A 14,521-nucleotide genomic window follows, 5' to 3' on the forward strand; every position below is an offset into this window, starting at 1 on the left:
TCGTTCAGGCCGGTGAGGTGGCCGACCGGGACCGGTCCGCGGCCGGCTGGGACCGGTCCACCGCATCCCCGGCTTCGGACATACGGCGGCGGCCCCGCGCGGCGGCGAGGTTGGTGCGATTGCCGCAGGTGCGGACGTCGTGCCAGACACGGCTGTTGTTGCGCGACTCGTCGTAGAAGGCGATCCCGCACACGGGGTACGGGCAGGTCTTGAAGCGCTGCCAGGTTCCGGCGTGCTGGGCGAGCAGGATCTCGGCGGTGACGAGGGCGGCGACGGCGCGCCAGCCGCCGGCCGTGGTGCCGTAGACGACGTGACCTTCCGCGTCGATGCGAAGGGCGACGCTCGTACCGCTGAGCTGCGACGGGCGGGGACCGCTCCGCGCTCCGACGAGATCGCGCATCGCTTCGCGCAGCCGGCGCAGGGGCCCGAGATCCGCCTCGGTGAGCTGGAGTGCGGGAGCCCGCTGCCCGGCGGCGTCCGCCCATTGCCCCAGGGCCGCGGCCAGCCAGCGGTTCGCGTCCTGCCCGTTGGTGAGCAGATCCGCCACCCGGTCCGACTCCGCCTCCAGCCGGGTCGAGGTGTTGACCAGCTCCTGGACGAGGCACAGCCCGCCCGGCGCACGGCCGGCAGGTAGGCGCAGCCGGTCTGTCGCGAGTTCCTCCATGCCTGGACACTACCTCGCGGGCAGCCCGACCGAGCCCTGGATCGACATAGGCAAACGGCTTACACTTCTGTCACAACCCTGGAGCGGACCCTGAAGGACGGACCATGAGCCCATACCTCGGCAGCGGGAACGCGGATCTGCACAGGCGGGACTACCGTCCGGCATGGCTGGACGATCTGGCGGAGGACGCCACCATGGAAGCCTCGGTCCTGAACGGGATCGTCGAGGGTGCGGAGGCCGTGCGCGCGATACTCGGCTACGCCCGCACCCTGTACGACTACCAGGAGTTCAACTACGTCGGCGAATACGGCGAGCACGGCTTCGTCGAGGACTACACCTCGCGGGTACACGGCGAGCCGATCGGCAGCATCGCGGTGGTGCGCTACAACGACGCGGGCCGGGCCCAGCACGTCGTCATCAACCACCGGCCGCTGCGGTCGGTCCTGCCGTGGTCGAGGCTGATGGCCGACCACTTCGCGAACACGCCCTACGCCAAGTACTTCATCAGCCCGGAGCTGACCCGGGACCTGCTCGGCCCGGACACGTCCTCATGACCACCGGCGGCGCGCCCGGTTACTAGGTTCTGGTGTCGGATCCGGCCCCGTGCACGACACCGCACCGCCGGACGGACAACCCCCGCACCGGTCGCCGCTCTCGCACCCTCCGCTCCACGGCCCAACCGGGGGGATGGTCAGTCCGTCGCCTCAGCCGCGGCGCCATCGTCGGCGATCCGATCCAGCAATTCGCCCAGCAGAGCGCGTTCACCGGGGGTGAGGTGCCGCACGCCGTCGCCGAGCAGGGCTTTGAGCGCGATGGCGTGGACAGCCGCCTTGTTCGCCAGGTCGTCGGCCTCCTGACTCTTCTGCGGCCGCACCAGGACGGAGCCGAGCACGGCGTCGCGGACGCTGTCGGCCAAGCCCTCGTAGTGGGACAGCTGCCCCGCGGCCTGTGCGGCGATGAGGGTGAGCGCCACACCGACACCGGATGAGTGGACCATCGCCGCCGCGGACTCGACGCTCGTACGCAGCCGGCCGGCCTTCGCGATGCCCTCCACCAGCCCCAGCAGTACCTTGTGCGCCTCCCCGGCCAGAGGGGACTCCGCATCGGGCCGGGGGTCGGCGTACAGAAGGCGATAGACGGCGGGGTTCGCGAGGGCGAAGGCGATGTGGAGATCCCAGCCGTCCCGCACCTGTTCCACCGGGTCGCCCGCACCGATGTGAGCCTGCTTGGCCGCGAGGTAGTCGGCGTAGCCGCGCCTCGCGACGGCGTCGAGGAGCCCTCGCATATCACCGAAGTGGCGGTAGATCGTCTGCGCCTGCACCCCGGCGGCGGCGCTCACAGCGCGCGTGGACACCGCCTCTCTGCCTCCTTGGGTGAGCAACTCGGCGGCCGCTCGCAGGATCCGCTCACGCGGCTGGGCGATCACTTCAGCCTCTGTCATGCATCAACGATAACAGTTGACAGTGAGCATCGATGTGTTAGCGTCGATGCATCAAGCCGGTGAGCATCGATGTGATTCACCTCGGCATACACGTCCCCACAGAACCCCGTCCACTCCTGGAGGCGTGCCATGACCTCGACGCGCGGCCCCGAGAGCCGTAACGCGGCACAGGTCCACGCTCCGCGGGACGCCACCAAGACCGCCGCCGGATCCCTGAGCCTCGGCGAGCTGGACGTACCGTCCGAAGAACCCGTCCGGAGCGGCGACGGCGCCTTCACCGGCGACACCGCGCGCACCGCCGCCGCCCACGACAAGATCGCCCCGTACCTCGTCCCCATGGGCGAGAACACCGAGCGCCTCATGGTGAACGGCGTCTCCGCCGATCCTCAGATCGTGGCCGGTGACATCATCCGCGCGTCACCGCGCCGCCTGAACGCCGATGTTCCAGCGTGCCTGACCGCCGACCACCCCAAACGCGAAACCTGCACCCCATCCCTCCCCTCCACTTTCCCCTCCACTTCGAAAAGAGCATCTGTCATGACTGACACCAAGAACCGCGTCGCACTGGTCACCGGCGGCTCCGGCGGCATCGGCCGCGCCGTCTGCGAGCGCCTTGCCCGCGAGGGCTACGCGGTCGCCGTCCACTACGCAGGCAACCGGACCCGGGCCCAGGAAACCGCCAACGCCGTCGCCGCGCTGGGCGCCAAGTCCATGCTCGTCGTCGGCGACATCGCCGACGAGACCCAGATGACCACCGCCTTCGACGCCGTCGAGAGCGAATTCGGCGGCATCGACGTGGTCGTCAACACCGCCGGCATCATGCTGCTCTCCCCCATCGCCACCCTCGACCTCGACGACCTGGACCGGATGCACCGCACCAACATCCGAGGCGCCTTCGTCGTGTCCCAGCAGGCAGCGCGTCGGCTCCGCGGCGGTGGCGCGCTGATCAACTTCACCACCTCCGTCACCCGCTTCCAGTTCCCTGCCTACGGCGCCTACGTGGCCAGCAAGGCCGCGGTCGCGGGCATGACGATGATCCTCGCCCGGGAGCTGCGGGGCAGGGACATCACCGTCAACGCGGTCGCCCCCGGCCCGACGGCCACCCCGCTGTTCCTGGACGGCAAGGACCAGGCGGCGATCGACAACCTGGCCAAGGCCGCCCCGCTGGAGCGCCTGGGCACCCCCGAGGACATCGCCGAGACCGTCGCGTTCCTGGCCGGCCCCGCCCGCTGGCTCAACGGTCAGGTCCTGTTCGCCAACGGCGGCATCGCCTGAGCCACCGCGCGACACCGCCCGGCCCGGACCACGGCTTCCGCTCGCGCCCCCGGCAACCGCGCCCCCATCACCCTGAGGAGACCCTCATGAGCAACATCGTCCTGATCACCGGCGCCTCCAGCGGCTTCGGCGCCCTCACCGCTCGTGCCCTGGCCGACCAGGGTCACACCGTCTACGCAGGTATGCGCCAGACCACGACCCGCAACGCCGGCCAGGTCCGGGCCACCGCCGACTACGGCCGTGCGCACGACGTCGATCTGCGCTCCATCGAGCTCGACGTGAACTCCCAGCAGTCCGTCGACACCGCCGTCGCCCAGGTCATCGCCGAGCACGGCCGGATCGATGTCCTGATCCACAACGCGGGCCATATGGTCACCGGCCCCGTCGAGGCGTTCACACCCGAGCAACTCGCCGAGCTCTACAACGTGAACGTGCTCTCCACCCAGCGCGTCAACCGCGCCGCCCTGCCCCATCTGCGCGCCGCCCTTGACGCTGGAACTGGTCGTCTGGGTGTCCAGTTCCAGCGTCAAGGGCGGGACCCCGCCGTACCTGGGCCCCTACTTCGCCGCGAAGGCGGGCATGGACTCCCTCGCCGTCAGCTACGCCGCGGAGCTGGCCCGTTGGGGTGTGGAGACCTCGATCGTGGTGCCCGGGTCGTTCACCAGCGGCACCAACCACTTCGCCCACTCCGGCAGGCCGGAGGACACGGACGTCGATGCCGCGTACGAGACCAAGTACCCCGGTCTGGTCGACCAGGTCGCCAAGAAGCTCGCCGACCTCGCCCCGGCCGATGCCGACGCCTCGATGGTCTCCGACGAGATCGCCCGCATCGTGGCCTTGCCCGCAGGCCGGCGCCCCTACCGCGTCCACATCGACCCGGCCGACGACGGCTCCGAGGAGGTCTCCGACGTCGCGGACCGCGTCCGCAGCGAATTCCTCACCCGCGTCGGTCTCGCCGACCTCCTCACGGTCTGAGACCGGGTACTCGCTCGGCGAAGGTCATGCGCTCGCAGGAGCCCGTACGACCGCAGGGCGGGCGGCCCGTCCGGACCGAGGAAAACCGCAGCTCGTTCCACTCATCAGGCCCCCTGGGAATCGATCATCTGGGGAACCGGGAGGCGCTCTGCCGGCGGACCGCCGAGATCAGTCCGCCGGGCCGCTCCTCGCGCTGCGGCGGGGTGCTGATCGGGCGGCCGTAGGCGGCGGCGCGCTCGCGCAGGGTGTGGCTGTCGGCCTCCCAGCCGTGCCCGGCCAGCCAGCCCACCGGGTCGTCGGGCATCTCCGAGATCCACATGGACGCCGCCGATCCCGGCGTGGCGTCCACGCCGAAGCGCTCGATCACGCCGCGCGAGCCCAACGTCAGCCCCAGCCGACTCCCTGCCGCCGACTGCGAGCTGAGCCGGGCCAGCAGTAACTCCACCGCGTCCTCGGGCAGATAGATCAGCAGTCCTTCGGCGATCCACGCGGTCGGCACGGCCGGGTCGTGCCCCGCGGCGGCCAGCGCGCCTGGCCAGTCCTCGCGCAGATCCACCGCGACGGTGATCCGCTCGCAGCGCGCGACGGCCCGCTCCCGGCGCAGCACCGAAGCCTTGAAGTCCAGTGGGGCGGCGGTGTCGACCTCGAACAGCCGGGTGCCCTCGGGCCAGTCCATCCGGAAGGCCCGGCTGTCCATGCCGGCGCCGAGCAGCACGACCTGCCGGACCCCGGACGCGGAGGCCCGCCGCAACAGGTCGTCCAGGAACTTCGTCCTGATGACGATGGAGAACGACACGGCCAGCCGGCGGCGTCGCGCGGCCTCGTCGTCGGGCAGCGGCGGCGAGGAGGGCCACAGGCCGCCGGCGGCGGCGAATGCCTGTGCCAGTGGGTCGCGGAACAGCGCGTCATCCCGCTCAGTCTCCAGCGCCCGCACTCTGGCCACCCCCACCGCCGTGGCCCACACTCCCGACGGCCGCACCCGCTCCTGCTCATCAGTCACCGCGCCAGCCTAGATGATCGAGTCCAAAGGGCCTGATGAATGGAGCCAGCTTCAGGCGCGGCCAGCCGGTCATGCGCGAACTGACCGCCAACGACCACTAAAACCACCATGAGGTGAAGAGCAACCCTCGTCCGCGGACTCATCTGTTGGAGGGGCCCATGAAGCGAACGGCATGAAGCCGGCGGCTAGATTGGCCACATGACCTGGAGCGAGGAGGAGTACGTCGGCTATCTGCAAGGCGAGCGGCGTTGCTACGCGTGGGTGATGCGGCGGCACGGCGGCCTGGCACCGGACCAAGCCTGGCAGGCCGCTGTGGAGCGTTACCCCTACGAGCCAAGCGATGAGCCCTATCGCGGCCTCCTCTTTCACGACGAAGCCTGGCACTGGGCGATGCTGGCGCTCTACGGCGCTCGATACACCGTGGAGCACCCCGAGCTGATCGAACCATCAGCCGAGTACAGGGCTCTTGACTGACCTGCGTACAGGTCGAGTACAACGGCAGCGTCTACCCGGGCTGGCAGTCACCGATCTCCGAGACGCCCGAACTCGTCGGCCTCGTCATCGCGTTCGTCATCCTGATGATCACCTTCGGCGCGTTCGCCACCGCGGGCATGCCCATCCTGAGCGCGATCATCGGCGTGGTCACCACCATGATGGGCATCACCGCGGTGGCCGCGGTGTTCACCATCGCCTCGGCCCCGACCACCGTGGCACTGATGCTCGGCCTGTCCTGCGGCATCGACTACGGCCTGTTCATCCTCTCCCGGCACCGCACCAACCTCCTCAACGGGCTGACGCCCGAGGAATCGGTTCCGCTGGCCGTCGGCACCGCGGGCAGTTCGGTGGTCTTCGCCGCGCTCACCGTGGTCATCGCACTGTGCGGGCTGACCGTCGTCGGCATTCCGTTCCTGACCGTGATGGGCCTGGCCGCGGCCGTGTCCGTCACCGTCTCGCTGCTGATCGCGCTGACGCTGCTGCCCGCGGTGCCGGGCTTCGCCGGGACGCGGGTCGCGAAGTTCACCCGGCTGCCGCTGCTCGGCGCACGCTCGGCGAAAGTCGCCCGCCGCTCGGCCGCCGACCCCGACAGCACCGCGGGCGCCGGCTGGGCCCGCTTCGTCGTACGCCACCGGATCCTGGCGCTGATCGGCGGCGTCGCGCTGCTCGGCGTGCTCGCGATCCCGGCCGCGGACATCCGGCTCGGACTGTCCAGTCGATCCTGGGGTTCCTGCTGTCGATGGCCGCGGCGCTCGGCGCGCAGGTCGCGATCTTCCAATGGGGCTGGGGCCGGCACATCCTCGGCATCACCCCGACCGAGACGATCAGCTTCCTGCCGATCATCATGCTCGCGATCATCTTCGGACTGTCCAGCGACTACGAGGTGTTCGTGGTCTCCCGGATCAAGGAGGAGTACACCAAGAACGGCGACGCGCGCCGTTCGGTACGGCGCGGCACCGGCCTGTCGGCCCGCGTGGTCACCGCGGCCGCGCTGATCATGTTCTTCATCTTCGTGGCCTTCATGTTCACCAAGGACCCGACGATCAAGGCCATCGGCTTCAGCTTCGCGGTGAGCGTCTTCCTCGACGCCTTCGTCGTACGGCTCACGCTGGTACACGCGGTGATGGCGATCGTGGGATCCCGCATCTGGTACCACCCCCGGTGGTTCGCCCGCCACGTCCCCGACCCCGATATCGAGGGTCAGCACCTGGAGAGCCGACTCGCCGACGGCAGCCTCACACCGGCCGCGGCGTCGGCACCGGCGTCGGCACCGGCGTCGGCGTCGGCGTCGGCGTCGGCGTCGGCGTCGGCGTCGGCGTCGGCGGACGAGAGCGTGCGCGTGCCCGTGCCGTAACCCGTAACCCGTAACAGGGAGGTATCTCACGTCACGTCATACCTGTTGTTGCCGTCAAGGCGGGTAGCGCGGCGAGGCTGTGGCGCACGGCCTCGCCCCCGTACCGGAACATCTGCCGCTCGTAGCTGTCGACCGCGGCGAGAAGATCTTGACGGCCCTGGGCGGCCTCCATGAGGCAGCGGCCCAGCAGGCCGGCATCGCGCAGGGCGGTGTTCGCACCGTTGCCGCCGGTCGGAGAGGTGGCGTGGACAGCGTCACCGAGCAGTGTGACCGGACCGGGCGCCCAGCGCTCACCCGGCTCGACCACCCGGATGGACAGCAGGGTGCTGTTGTCCGGGTCGGCCCGCTCGATGAGCGCCCGCAGGTCCGGGTGCCAACCGTTCATCCTGGACAGCGCGGCCTCCTGTGCCGTCAAGGTGCCGGGAGAGCCGTTCGGCGGGAGGACCATGGCCCAGCGCACGTAGTCATGGATGTCGGGGAGCGTCACTTCGGGCGCCAGTTTCTCCGCCGCTTCCTTTGGCGGAATGGGGAACCGCATCGCCCCGAGCAGCAGACTCACTCCGTCCCCGACGATCTTCCCTCCGTAGGCCCGGGACAGACCGGCGAACTGGTCCGTCAGCGGCGTGCGGCCGATGACGAACCGAACGCCGGTGTCAGTCGGGGTGGTCCGCGGCGTCAGCACCTGGCGAACCGCGGAGCCGACCCCGTCCGCCCCGACGAGCAGATCGGCGGTTGCCGGATCGCGGTGCGCGAACCGGGCCTCGACCCTGCCGTTGTCCAACACGTCGTAACCGGTCAGCGCGGCCCCGGTGTGCACGGTGAGTCCGGTGAGCAGCAGGTGCCGGAGTACATGCCGGTCGACCACGATCCCGCTCCTGGCAGGGCCGAGTTCGCCGATCTTGTTCAGCTGGGCGTCCAGGACCAGTCGCTCGACGTAGGCGTCACTGACGACCGCGTCCAGCAGCGGGTGCCACCGCTGTGGCAGACAGCGACGCAGCGCCTCGAATCCGACCGGATCCAGTACGAGCCGGTACCCCTGGAATCGTGCGGTGATCGCCGGGTCCCGCTCGTACACGTCGGCCTCGATCCCGGCGCCACGCAGGGCCTGTGCCAAGCACAGACCCCCCAGGCCGGCCCCGGCAATGGCAACCCGCATCACACACCTCCTGAACTGATTTTCCGAACCCTGCTCAAAGCCTGAGCAGGGGTACGCGAACCGCGCGGACGAACTTAGTTCTGCTTGTACGATCTAAGCTCTACTTGGCGAACTTAGATCGTGTCAAGCTATAGTGATCGGTATGCCCTCCGATCCCCGGCAACGCCGAGCAGCTCGTCACGCCCAGCCCCCTGGGGAGCGCTCAGCGGCGTCACCACGCAAGAAGCCCATCACGGTCGACCGGATCACCGACGCCGCCCTTCAGGTCGTGGCCACCGAGGGCTATGACGCGCTGACCATCCGTCGAGTCGCCGCGGTACTCGGCACCGGGCCGTCGTCGCTGTACGCACACATCGTCAGCAAAGAGGACATCGACGATCTGCTCGTCGGCCGGCTCTGCTCCGAGGTCGTACTGCCCGAACCGGACCCGGCCGCGTGGCGCGAGCAGATCCTCCACGTGTACGCGCAGATCCGCGACCAGTACCTGAAATACCCCGGAGTCTCCCGTGCCGCGCTGGGCGTGGTCCCGACCAATCTCGCCACGCTGCGGGTCAGGGAAGGGCTTTTGGCGATCGTGCTCGCCGGCGGAATCGAACCGCGGAGCGCCGCCTGGGTGCTCGATGCCCTGTCCCTCTACGTCAGCGCCTACGCCTTGGAACAGTCACTGGTCCAGCAGCGGCGCAGACACCCGGACCAGGAATGGATCCTTGGCAGCGAGGAGCTGATCCGCCGGTTCACCGCACTGCCGGCCGACACGTTTCCGCAGACCCGCCGCTATGCCGCTGAGCTGACCTCCGGCACCGGACACGACCGGTTCGAGTTCACCCTCGGACTGATCATGGACAACCTCACCCAGCGGTAACTCCCGGCCATGGAAGGCCGCTGGGTACGCCTCGCGTCAGCCGTGCCCGCCTCTGGCGCCGGTGACCGAGGTGGTCATTCCCGCGGATTCCTGGCCGTTGCGTTTGCCGCGGGGACGAAATTCGGGCCGCTGGTGTCGAACTCGGCCCTGTTCTCGCTGACGAACTGTTCGACGGACATCGGTGCGCGATGACCGATCTTCTTGACGTTGTCGTTCGTGCCCGCGAAGACGCCGTTCCGGTAGTCCACCGCGACATTGCTCAGGTGCTGGATGAGATGTGCGGGGAGCCCGCGTTCGGTCATGGCCGAGGCGAACTCCTCGACGCTGATCGGCTCGTAGTGCACCGGGATGCCGAGCGTCGTGGCCATGACGTCGGCGATGTCATGGTGGTTCAGCTCGGCCGGGCCGTGCAGGGAGTAGGCGGCGCGGTCGTGCGGCTCCGGGTCGAGCAGCAGGGCGGCGATCACGCGGGACTGGTCGGCCGAGGCGATCGGGGCGTGCCGGCCTTCGTATGACCCTTCCCAGCACCTACACGGACCGCAACTGCTCGCTGGCGCGAGCATTGGAGACCGTCGGAGAGCGGTGGACGCTGCTGATCGTCCGGGACGCGTTCTTCGGGGTCCGCCGGTTCGGCGACTTCGCCACCCAGCTCGGGCTGCCCCGCGCCGTGCTGACCAACCGGCTGAAGCTGCTCGTACGGGAGGGTGTGCTCGCCCGGGACGACGACGGCGCCGGCACGGTCGCATACCGGCTGACCGACAAGGGCGTCGAGCTGTGGCCGATCGTGCGCGCTCTGATGGCCTGGGGCGACGCGTTCTACTCACCGGGCGGGGTGAAGCGCACGCTGCGCCATGACCTTGACGGTGGCCTGCTCGACTCCGAGGCGCGCTGTCAGGAGTGCGGTTCGGTCGTTCCGGTCGAGGACACCCGCATCGAGCCGGGCCCCGGGTTCGAGCCGGTGAACGCCGATTCCGATGCCGTCTCCGCGATGCTCAACAGGCCGCGGCGGCTGCTCCAACCACTCACGCCCGCGCGTGCGTCCCACGCCGACGAAAGCAAGTGAGGACACCGCCTTGCCGTCACATCCGTTGGACAACGCGATCCACTCGGCGCTCTCCGGGCCGCACGCCCACCTCGCACGGCGGCGTGGCAACGCACTGCGCTACACCGCCGACATGTCACCGTTCATGGCACTGCCGGACTCCCCCGGCGCGGCCGACTGGGCGAACCTCGCGGCACTGGCCGGCCCCGGTGCGCGGGTCACACTGAGCGGGCCCGTGCCCGAGCCGCCGGACGGCTGGCAGGTCGAGGCGCGCATCCCGCTGTTGCAGTTCACCGGCGGCGGGATCGCCACCGCGCCGGACGAGGAGGCCGTCCGTCTCCATGAGGCAGACGTTCCGGAGATGCTCACCCTGGCGGAACTGACCCAGCCGGGACCGTTTCTGAAGCGCACGATCGAGGAGGAACCGCCATGTCGTCCGTGCTCATCACCGGCGCGTCCCAAGGAATCGGCCGGGCCATCGCCCTCGAACTGGCACGCCGCGGCCACCGGGTGATCGCCACGGCCCGCCGGCCGGAAACCCTGGCCGACCTCCCCGTGGACCAGCGCCTGCGCCTGGACGTCACCGACCAGGACAGCGTCGACCAGGCCATCGAGGACGCCGGTGACATCGACGTGCTGGTCAGCAACGCGGGCGCGACAGTGCGCGCACCGCTGGAGAGCGTCCCGCTGGCGGAGGTCGAGCGCCTCTACCAGCTCAACACCCTGGGCGCGCTGCGAGTGACGCAGGCAGTGCTGCCCGCGATGCGGAAACGAGGATCGGGCCGCCTGGTCTTCGTCTCCAGCATCCAAGGGCGGCTGGTGTTGCCGATCATCGGCCCGTACAGCGCCAGCAAATGGGCGCTGGAGGCGATCGCGGAGACCCTGGCCATCGAGACGGGCCACTTCGGCATCAAGGTGAGCATCGTGCAGCCGGGTGCCGTGTCCACGAGCGGTGCCGGGAAGGCCACGGCGTTCTTCACGGACAACGATCCGTACACCCCGCTCCACCAGCAGCTCGGCACGCTGCGTGACGAAGTCGTCACCGTCGAGGAGGTGGCCGCCACCGTCACCGACACGGTCGAGCAGCCCGAGCCGCCACTGCGGGTGCCCGCGGGCGCCCCCGCCGAACGCATCCTGAAGGCGCGCAAGGAGGCCCCCGAGAGCGAGCCGTTCATGCCGGTCAGGCTCGACTGGTAGGGGATCCGCACGCTGCCGCCACGCCAGTGCCGTGACCGCATAGGTTCATCGGCTGGATGATCTACAGGTTGTTCAAGTAAAAGTTGACGAGCCGGTCGACGGCCGCGTCGACATACTCGGGCTCGTCGTACATCTCGTAGTGCCCGGCGCCGTCGATCACCATGAGGTCGACCGGGTTGGGCGCCAGCTTCCACAGCTGCATGCCGGACTCGTAAGAGCCGGTGTTGCCGATGCGTCCGGCGAGGATGACCTGTAGCGGTTGGGTCATGAGCTGGTCCACCAGGTGATACGCGTCGTAGCCCAGCAGCAGTGAGTCGCCGCGCGAGAGGCGGCGGTTCGTGGAGTGTTCGTTCCTGCCCCGCTCGGTGCGGTAGTAGGTGACCGCCTGGGTCGTGTCGATATCGGTCAGCCCGACCGCTGTGGCTTCCTCCAAGGTGTCGGGCAGCCAGTTCACGCGGGTCAGCTCGCCGGAGCGGGTCTCTTCGGTGCGCGCGTCGGCCATGGTGTCGAGTGCGGCCACCGCGCCATCCGGCTGGAAGCTGCGGAACGACGTGCCCATGTTGCCTGGGACGACCGTGCCGACCGCCTTGATGCGATGGTCCGTGCGGGCGGTGTGCACCGCATAGCCTCCGCCGGCGCAGATGCCGAGGACGCCGATGCGTTCCGGGGCGATGCCGGGGATCGCGCTGAGCGCGTCGATCGCGTAGGAGATGTCCTCGCCGCGGCGGTAGGGGTCCTCGAGATCGCGGGGCTCTCCACCGCTCTGGCCTTGATGGGCGGGGTCGAAGACGAGCGCCGCGATGCCGCGCGCAGCGAGACGGGATGCGTAGTTCGCGCCGATCTGCTCCTTCACGCTGCTGCCGGGCGTGGAGAGCACCACGGCGCGCAGCGGCGCCGCGTCGCCGATGCCGTCGGGTAGGTAGAGGTCGGCCGAGAGATCGATCGGTGGAGATGCTCAAGTCGCCACAATGAGGCCACGATGACGAGCGGTTGGCCTTCCCGGCGACTACCTTGCCCGCTGGCGCCCACCCCAGCGGATGCTTTTCTCGCTTCGGATGCGAGCGCGTTCTCCGCGTTCGGCGGCCAGGACGTCATGGACCGGACCGGGCGGATCGGCGGTGTCGACTTCGGCATGGCCGCGAGCACCGACCGCCCCGGTTTCCGTGGGTGATTGCCCGGCTCAGTCCCTCCCTGAAGACCCTCCGGACAACGCCGACAGGAGAAGCCCGGTGAGATCGTGGCGCCGTTGCTTCCCGAGTGCGCGCTCCAGGGCGGCGTCCACTTCGGCGTAGGCATCGCGCCCCGCCCGGAGGAGTTCCTGGCCGGTTGCCGTGACGTGGAGTTCCGCGGTGCGGCCTCGTCCGGGGTCGGTGCGGCGCTCGACGGCGCCGCGCTCTTCCAGTTGTCGGACGGTGGCTTGGGCGCTCTGTGCGGTGATCCCTGCCCTGCGGCCCAGTTCGCTGTAGGACATTCCCGGTTCCCCCATCAGGTGGCCGAGGGCCGAGAGATGGCGCAGCGTGTAACCGGTCGGCTTGAGCGCCCGTTCGACGTCCTCGCGTGCTCGCCGACCCAGGGCGGCGAGCAGGAAGGCGGTGCTGGTGGGCGGGGGCTGGGCGGTCACGACTCCTCGTTCCTCCTCGGATGGTTTCAGTTTGAATTTAACTGGAGATCCAGGCAATCTCCAGTTCCAGCGGGCGCGCGCATCAACGCCGTCGGCCCCGCCACGGCGGCCCGGTTCATCAGCGCCGATCTCGCATCCCTGTCGGAGGTACGGGATCTTGCCGACCGCGTGGTCGCGGACGGTGCCCTGAGCGTGCTGGTCAACAATGTCGGAGCGATGTTCGACGACCGGCGCGTGACGCCCGACGGCATCGAGGCGAGCTTCGCCCTCAACCACCTCAGCCGCTACCTGCTGACGGAGTTGCTGCTCCCCGCCCTGCGCGCCGGCGCTCCCAGCCGCGTCGTGAACGTCACCTCCGGCTCGGTCCGCATCCCCACTGGCCGCATCGACACCGCCGAGCAGAAGGGCGGGTACTACGGCCTGCACGCGTACGGCCGCGCGAAGCTCGCCAACCTCGCCTACACCCCTGACATGTGGCCGTGCCTGGCACCCGTCACCGGGCACCACGAGTCCCCGTCTCGTCGTGGAACTGAGCCCCACATCCGCCACACCACCTCGCGGAGGCCCCCGGCCGAGGAATTCCCTCGACCGGGGGCCTCCATGCCGATCACTCAGCCTCAGGCCGCGCCCCACCGGGACACGAAACTCATGTCGGCGCCGGCGACCTCGAAACGGTCCGGCCGGGCCTCGCCCTGGTCCGACAGGCCGAGGTCATGCAGCACCGCCGCGAAGAACAGCGCGTCGTCGTCGTAATCGACGTCCCGGCGCAGTTGGCGGAAGTCGGCGACCTTCAGTCCCTGGGTGACCTCTACTCGCTGTCCGTGGTGACACCGTGCTCACCTCCGCCGGCACTTCCGCCGGAATCGACCTCTGTCTGCATCTGGTCCGCGAGGACTTCGGAGCGGCTACCGCCAACCAGGCCGCACGCAACACGGTTGCCGCACCCCACCGCGACGGCGGACAGGCACAGTTCATCGAGCATCATCTCCCCGCCGCCGTCGGCACATCCCTTGCCGACACCCGCACCTGGGCGCTGAAGAACCTGGCCGAACCTCTCCTGCTCCGCGATCTCGCCGCCCACGCGTACCTGTCCGGGCGCACCTTCATCCGCCGCTTCATCGCCGAGACCGGGCTCCCCCGATGAAATGGCTCCAACTGGCGCGGCTCGACCACGCCAAGCAGTTGCTCGAACGCAGCGACGCGACGATGGAGACGATCGCCCGTCTCAGCGGTCTCGGCACGGCGGCCAACTTCCGCACGCTCTTCACCCAGAGGTGCGGACTGCCCCCTTCGGCATACCGCGGCATGTACTCCCGCGGCGGTGACGGACCGGCGCCGCCGGAGCAGCCGACGTCTCATGGTCGTTGACGTTTGGCCCGACCCTGACCGTTTTCGCCCTGCGCCCCGATCGCCCCTGATCGGTCCCCGACCCGACCCGG

The 14,521-nt window shown here is 69.5% G+C and carries 18 protein-coding genes and 3 pseudogenes; 13 read left to right on the top strand and 8 right to left on the bottom strand.

The window, feature by feature from the left end:
- Positions 1–4 precede the first annotated feature (4 nt).
- The gene (locus tag NQU54_RS03205) at positions 5–664 is read right to left on the bottom strand and encodes a CGNR zinc finger domain-containing protein (protein ID WP_257629651.1); all 660 of its coding nucleotides are present in this window, start codon (positions 662–664) and stop codon (positions 5–7) included.
- A gap of 104 nt (positions 665–768) precedes the next feature.
- Between NQU54_RS03205 and NQU54_RS03210 the strand changes: the two genes are divergently transcribed.
- Positions 769–1,218 (top strand): hypothetical protein, encoded by a 450-nt coding sequence (locus NQU54_RS03210; RefSeq protein WP_257629652.1) that lies wholly within the window; start codon positions 769–771, stop codon positions 1,216–1,218.
- A 137-nt stretch (positions 1,219–1,355) separates the two neighbouring features.
- Here NQU54_RS03210 and NQU54_RS03215 read toward each other — a convergent pair whose 3' ends face one another.
- Positions 1,356–2,105 (bottom strand): TetR/AcrR family transcriptional regulator, encoded by a 750-nt coding sequence (locus NQU54_RS03215; protein WP_257629653.1) that lies wholly within the window; start codon positions 2,103–2,105, stop codon positions 1,356–1,358.
- A 537-nt stretch (positions 2,106–2,642) separates the two neighbouring features.
- On the opposite strand from NQU54_RS03215, the gene NQU54_RS03220 reads away from it, so the two are divergent.
- Positions 2,643–3,380, top strand: a complete 738-nt coding sequence (locus tag NQU54_RS03220; RefSeq protein WP_257629844.1) for an SDR family oxidoreductase — start codon at positions 2,643–2,645, stop codon at positions 3,378–3,380.
- Positions 3,381–3,466: 86 nt separating this feature from the next.
- Positions 3,467–4,355 (top strand): annotated as a pseudogene (locus NQU54_RS03225) (SDR family oxidoreductase).
- Between the two features lie 124 nt (positions 4,356–4,479).
- Here NQU54_RS03225 and NQU54_RS03230 read toward each other — a convergent pair.
- Complete coding sequence (locus NQU54_RS03230) at positions 4,480–5,319, bottom strand: class I SAM-dependent methyltransferase (protein WP_257629845.1); 840 nt, start codon at positions 5,317–5,319, stop codon at positions 4,480–4,482.
- Positions 5,320–5,553: 234 nt separating this feature from the next.
- Between NQU54_RS03230 and NQU54_RS03235 the strand changes: the two genes are divergently transcribed.
- The 3 genes and pseudogenes from NQU54_RS03235 (at position 5,554) to NQU54_RS03245 (ending at position 7,204) form a co-directional block, all read left to right on the top strand.
- Positions 5,554–5,829 (top strand): hypothetical protein, encoded by a 276-nt coding sequence (locus NQU54_RS03235; RefSeq protein WP_257629654.1) that lies wholly within the window; start codon positions 5,554–5,556, stop codon positions 5,827–5,829.
- A gap of 104 nt (positions 5,830–5,933) precedes the next feature.
- A pseudogene (locus NQU54_RS03240) lies at positions 5,934–6,341 on the top strand (MMPL family transporter); the annotation flags it as partial.
- Positions 6,342–6,589: 248 nt separating this feature from the next.
- Positions 6,590–7,204, top strand: coding sequence for an MMPL family transporter (locus NQU54_RS03245; protein ID WP_257629655.1), 615 nt, complete (start codon positions 6,590–6,592; stop codon positions 7,202–7,204).
- Between the two features lie 31 nt (positions 7,205–7,235).
- Here the strand turns inward: NQU54_RS03245 and NQU54_RS03250 are convergent, their stop codons facing one another.
- A complete protein-coding gene (locus NQU54_RS03250) occupies positions 7,236–8,360 on the bottom strand; it encodes an FAD-dependent oxidoreductase (protein WP_257629656.1) in 1,125 nt (374 codons plus the stop codon).
- Positions 8,361–8,502: 142 nt separating this feature from the next.
- On the opposite strand from NQU54_RS03250, the gene NQU54_RS03255 reads away from it, so the two are divergent.
- Complete coding sequence (locus NQU54_RS03255; RefSeq protein ID WP_257629657.1) at positions 8,503–9,222, top strand: TetR/AcrR family transcriptional regulator; 720 nt, start codon at positions 8,503–8,505, stop codon at positions 9,220–9,222.
- Between the two features lie 74 nt (positions 9,223–9,296).
- On the opposite strand, the gene NQU54_RS03260 is transcribed toward NQU54_RS03255, so the two are convergent.
- Positions 9,297–9,689 carry a Rossmann-fold NAD(P)-binding domain-containing protein gene (locus NQU54_RS03260; RefSeq protein ID WP_257629658.1) on the bottom strand — a complete coding sequence of 131 codons (393 nt, stop codon included), beginning with the start codon at positions 9,687–9,689 and terminating at the stop codon, positions 9,297–9,299.
- 44 nt (positions 9,690–9,733) lie between these two features.
- Here NQU54_RS03260 and NQU54_RS03265 point away from each other — a divergent pair, with 44 nt between their 5' ends.
- From NQU54_RS03265 to NQU54_RS03275, 3 genes are read left to right on the top strand one after another with little or no spacing between them, the layout of a single operon-like run.
- Complete coding sequence (locus NQU54_RS03265; protein ID WP_257629659.1) at positions 9,734–10,285, top strand: winged helix-turn-helix transcriptional regulator; 552 nt, start codon at positions 9,734–9,736, stop codon at positions 10,283–10,285.
- A gap of 10 nt (positions 10,286–10,295) precedes the next feature.
- The gene (locus NQU54_RS03270; protein WP_257629660.1) at positions 10,296–10,778 is read left to right on the top strand and encodes a hypothetical protein; all 483 of its coding nucleotides are present in this window, start codon (positions 10,296–10,298) and stop codon (positions 10,776–10,778) included.
- Positions 10,694–11,461, top strand: a complete 768-nt coding sequence (locus tag NQU54_RS03275; protein ID WP_257629661.1) for an SDR family oxidoreductase — start codon at positions 10,694–10,696, stop codon at positions 11,459–11,461. Before NQU54_RS03270 ends, NQU54_RS03275 begins: the two co-directional genes overlap by 85 nt.
- 61 nt (positions 11,462–11,522) lie before the next feature.
- Here NQU54_RS03275 and NQU54_RS03280 read toward each other — a convergent pair whose 3' ends face one another.
- The 3 genes and pseudogenes from NQU54_RS03280 to NQU54_RS03290 form a co-directional block, all read right to left on the bottom strand.
- A complete protein-coding gene (locus NQU54_RS03280) occupies positions 11,523–12,350 on the bottom strand; it encodes an alpha/beta hydrolase (RefSeq protein ID WP_257629846.1) in 828 nt (275 codons plus the stop codon).
- A gap of 117 nt (positions 12,351–12,467) precedes the next feature.
- A pseudogene (locus NQU54_RS03285) lies at positions 12,468–12,554 on the bottom strand (integrase); the annotation flags it as partial.
- Positions 12,555–12,641: 87 nt separating this feature from the next.
- Positions 12,642–13,082 carry a MarR family winged helix-turn-helix transcriptional regulator gene (locus NQU54_RS03290; RefSeq protein ID WP_257629662.1) on the bottom strand — a complete coding sequence of 147 codons (441 nt, stop codon included), beginning with the start codon at positions 13,080–13,082 and terminating at the stop codon, positions 12,642–12,644.
- Between NQU54_RS03290 and NQU54_RS49065 the strand changes: the two genes are divergently transcribed.
- The 3 genes from NQU54_RS49065 to NQU54_RS03305 all read left to right on the top strand — a co-directional run bounded on the left by NQU54_RS49065 (position 12,969) and on the right by NQU54_RS03305 (position 14,450).
- Positions 12,969–13,835, top strand: coding sequence for an SDR family NAD(P)-dependent oxidoreductase (locus NQU54_RS49065; protein WP_306278317.1), 867 nt, complete (start codon positions 12,969–12,971; stop codon positions 13,833–13,835). The genes NQU54_RS03290 and NQU54_RS49065 overlap by 114 nt on opposite strands.
- Positions 13,836–13,914: 79 nt before the next feature.
- On the top strand, positions 13,915–14,226 hold the full coding sequence (locus tag NQU54_RS03300; RefSeq protein ID WP_257629663.1) for a hypothetical protein: 312 nt from the start codon (positions 13,915–13,917) through the stop codon (positions 14,224–14,226).
- A complete protein-coding gene (locus tag NQU54_RS03305; protein ID WP_257629664.1) occupies positions 14,223–14,450 on the top strand; it encodes a helix-turn-helix domain-containing protein in 228 nt (75 codons plus the stop codon). Before NQU54_RS03300 ends, NQU54_RS03305 begins: the two co-directional genes overlap by 4 nt.
- The last annotated feature ends 71 nt before the right edge of the window (positions 14,451–14,521 follow it).

It is taken from the genome of Streptomyces malaysiensis subsp. samsunensis (genome assembly GCF_024519315.1).
Classification (GTDB): Bacteria; Actinomycetota; Actinomycetes; order Streptomycetales; family Streptomycetaceae; genus Streptomyces; species Streptomyces malaysiensis.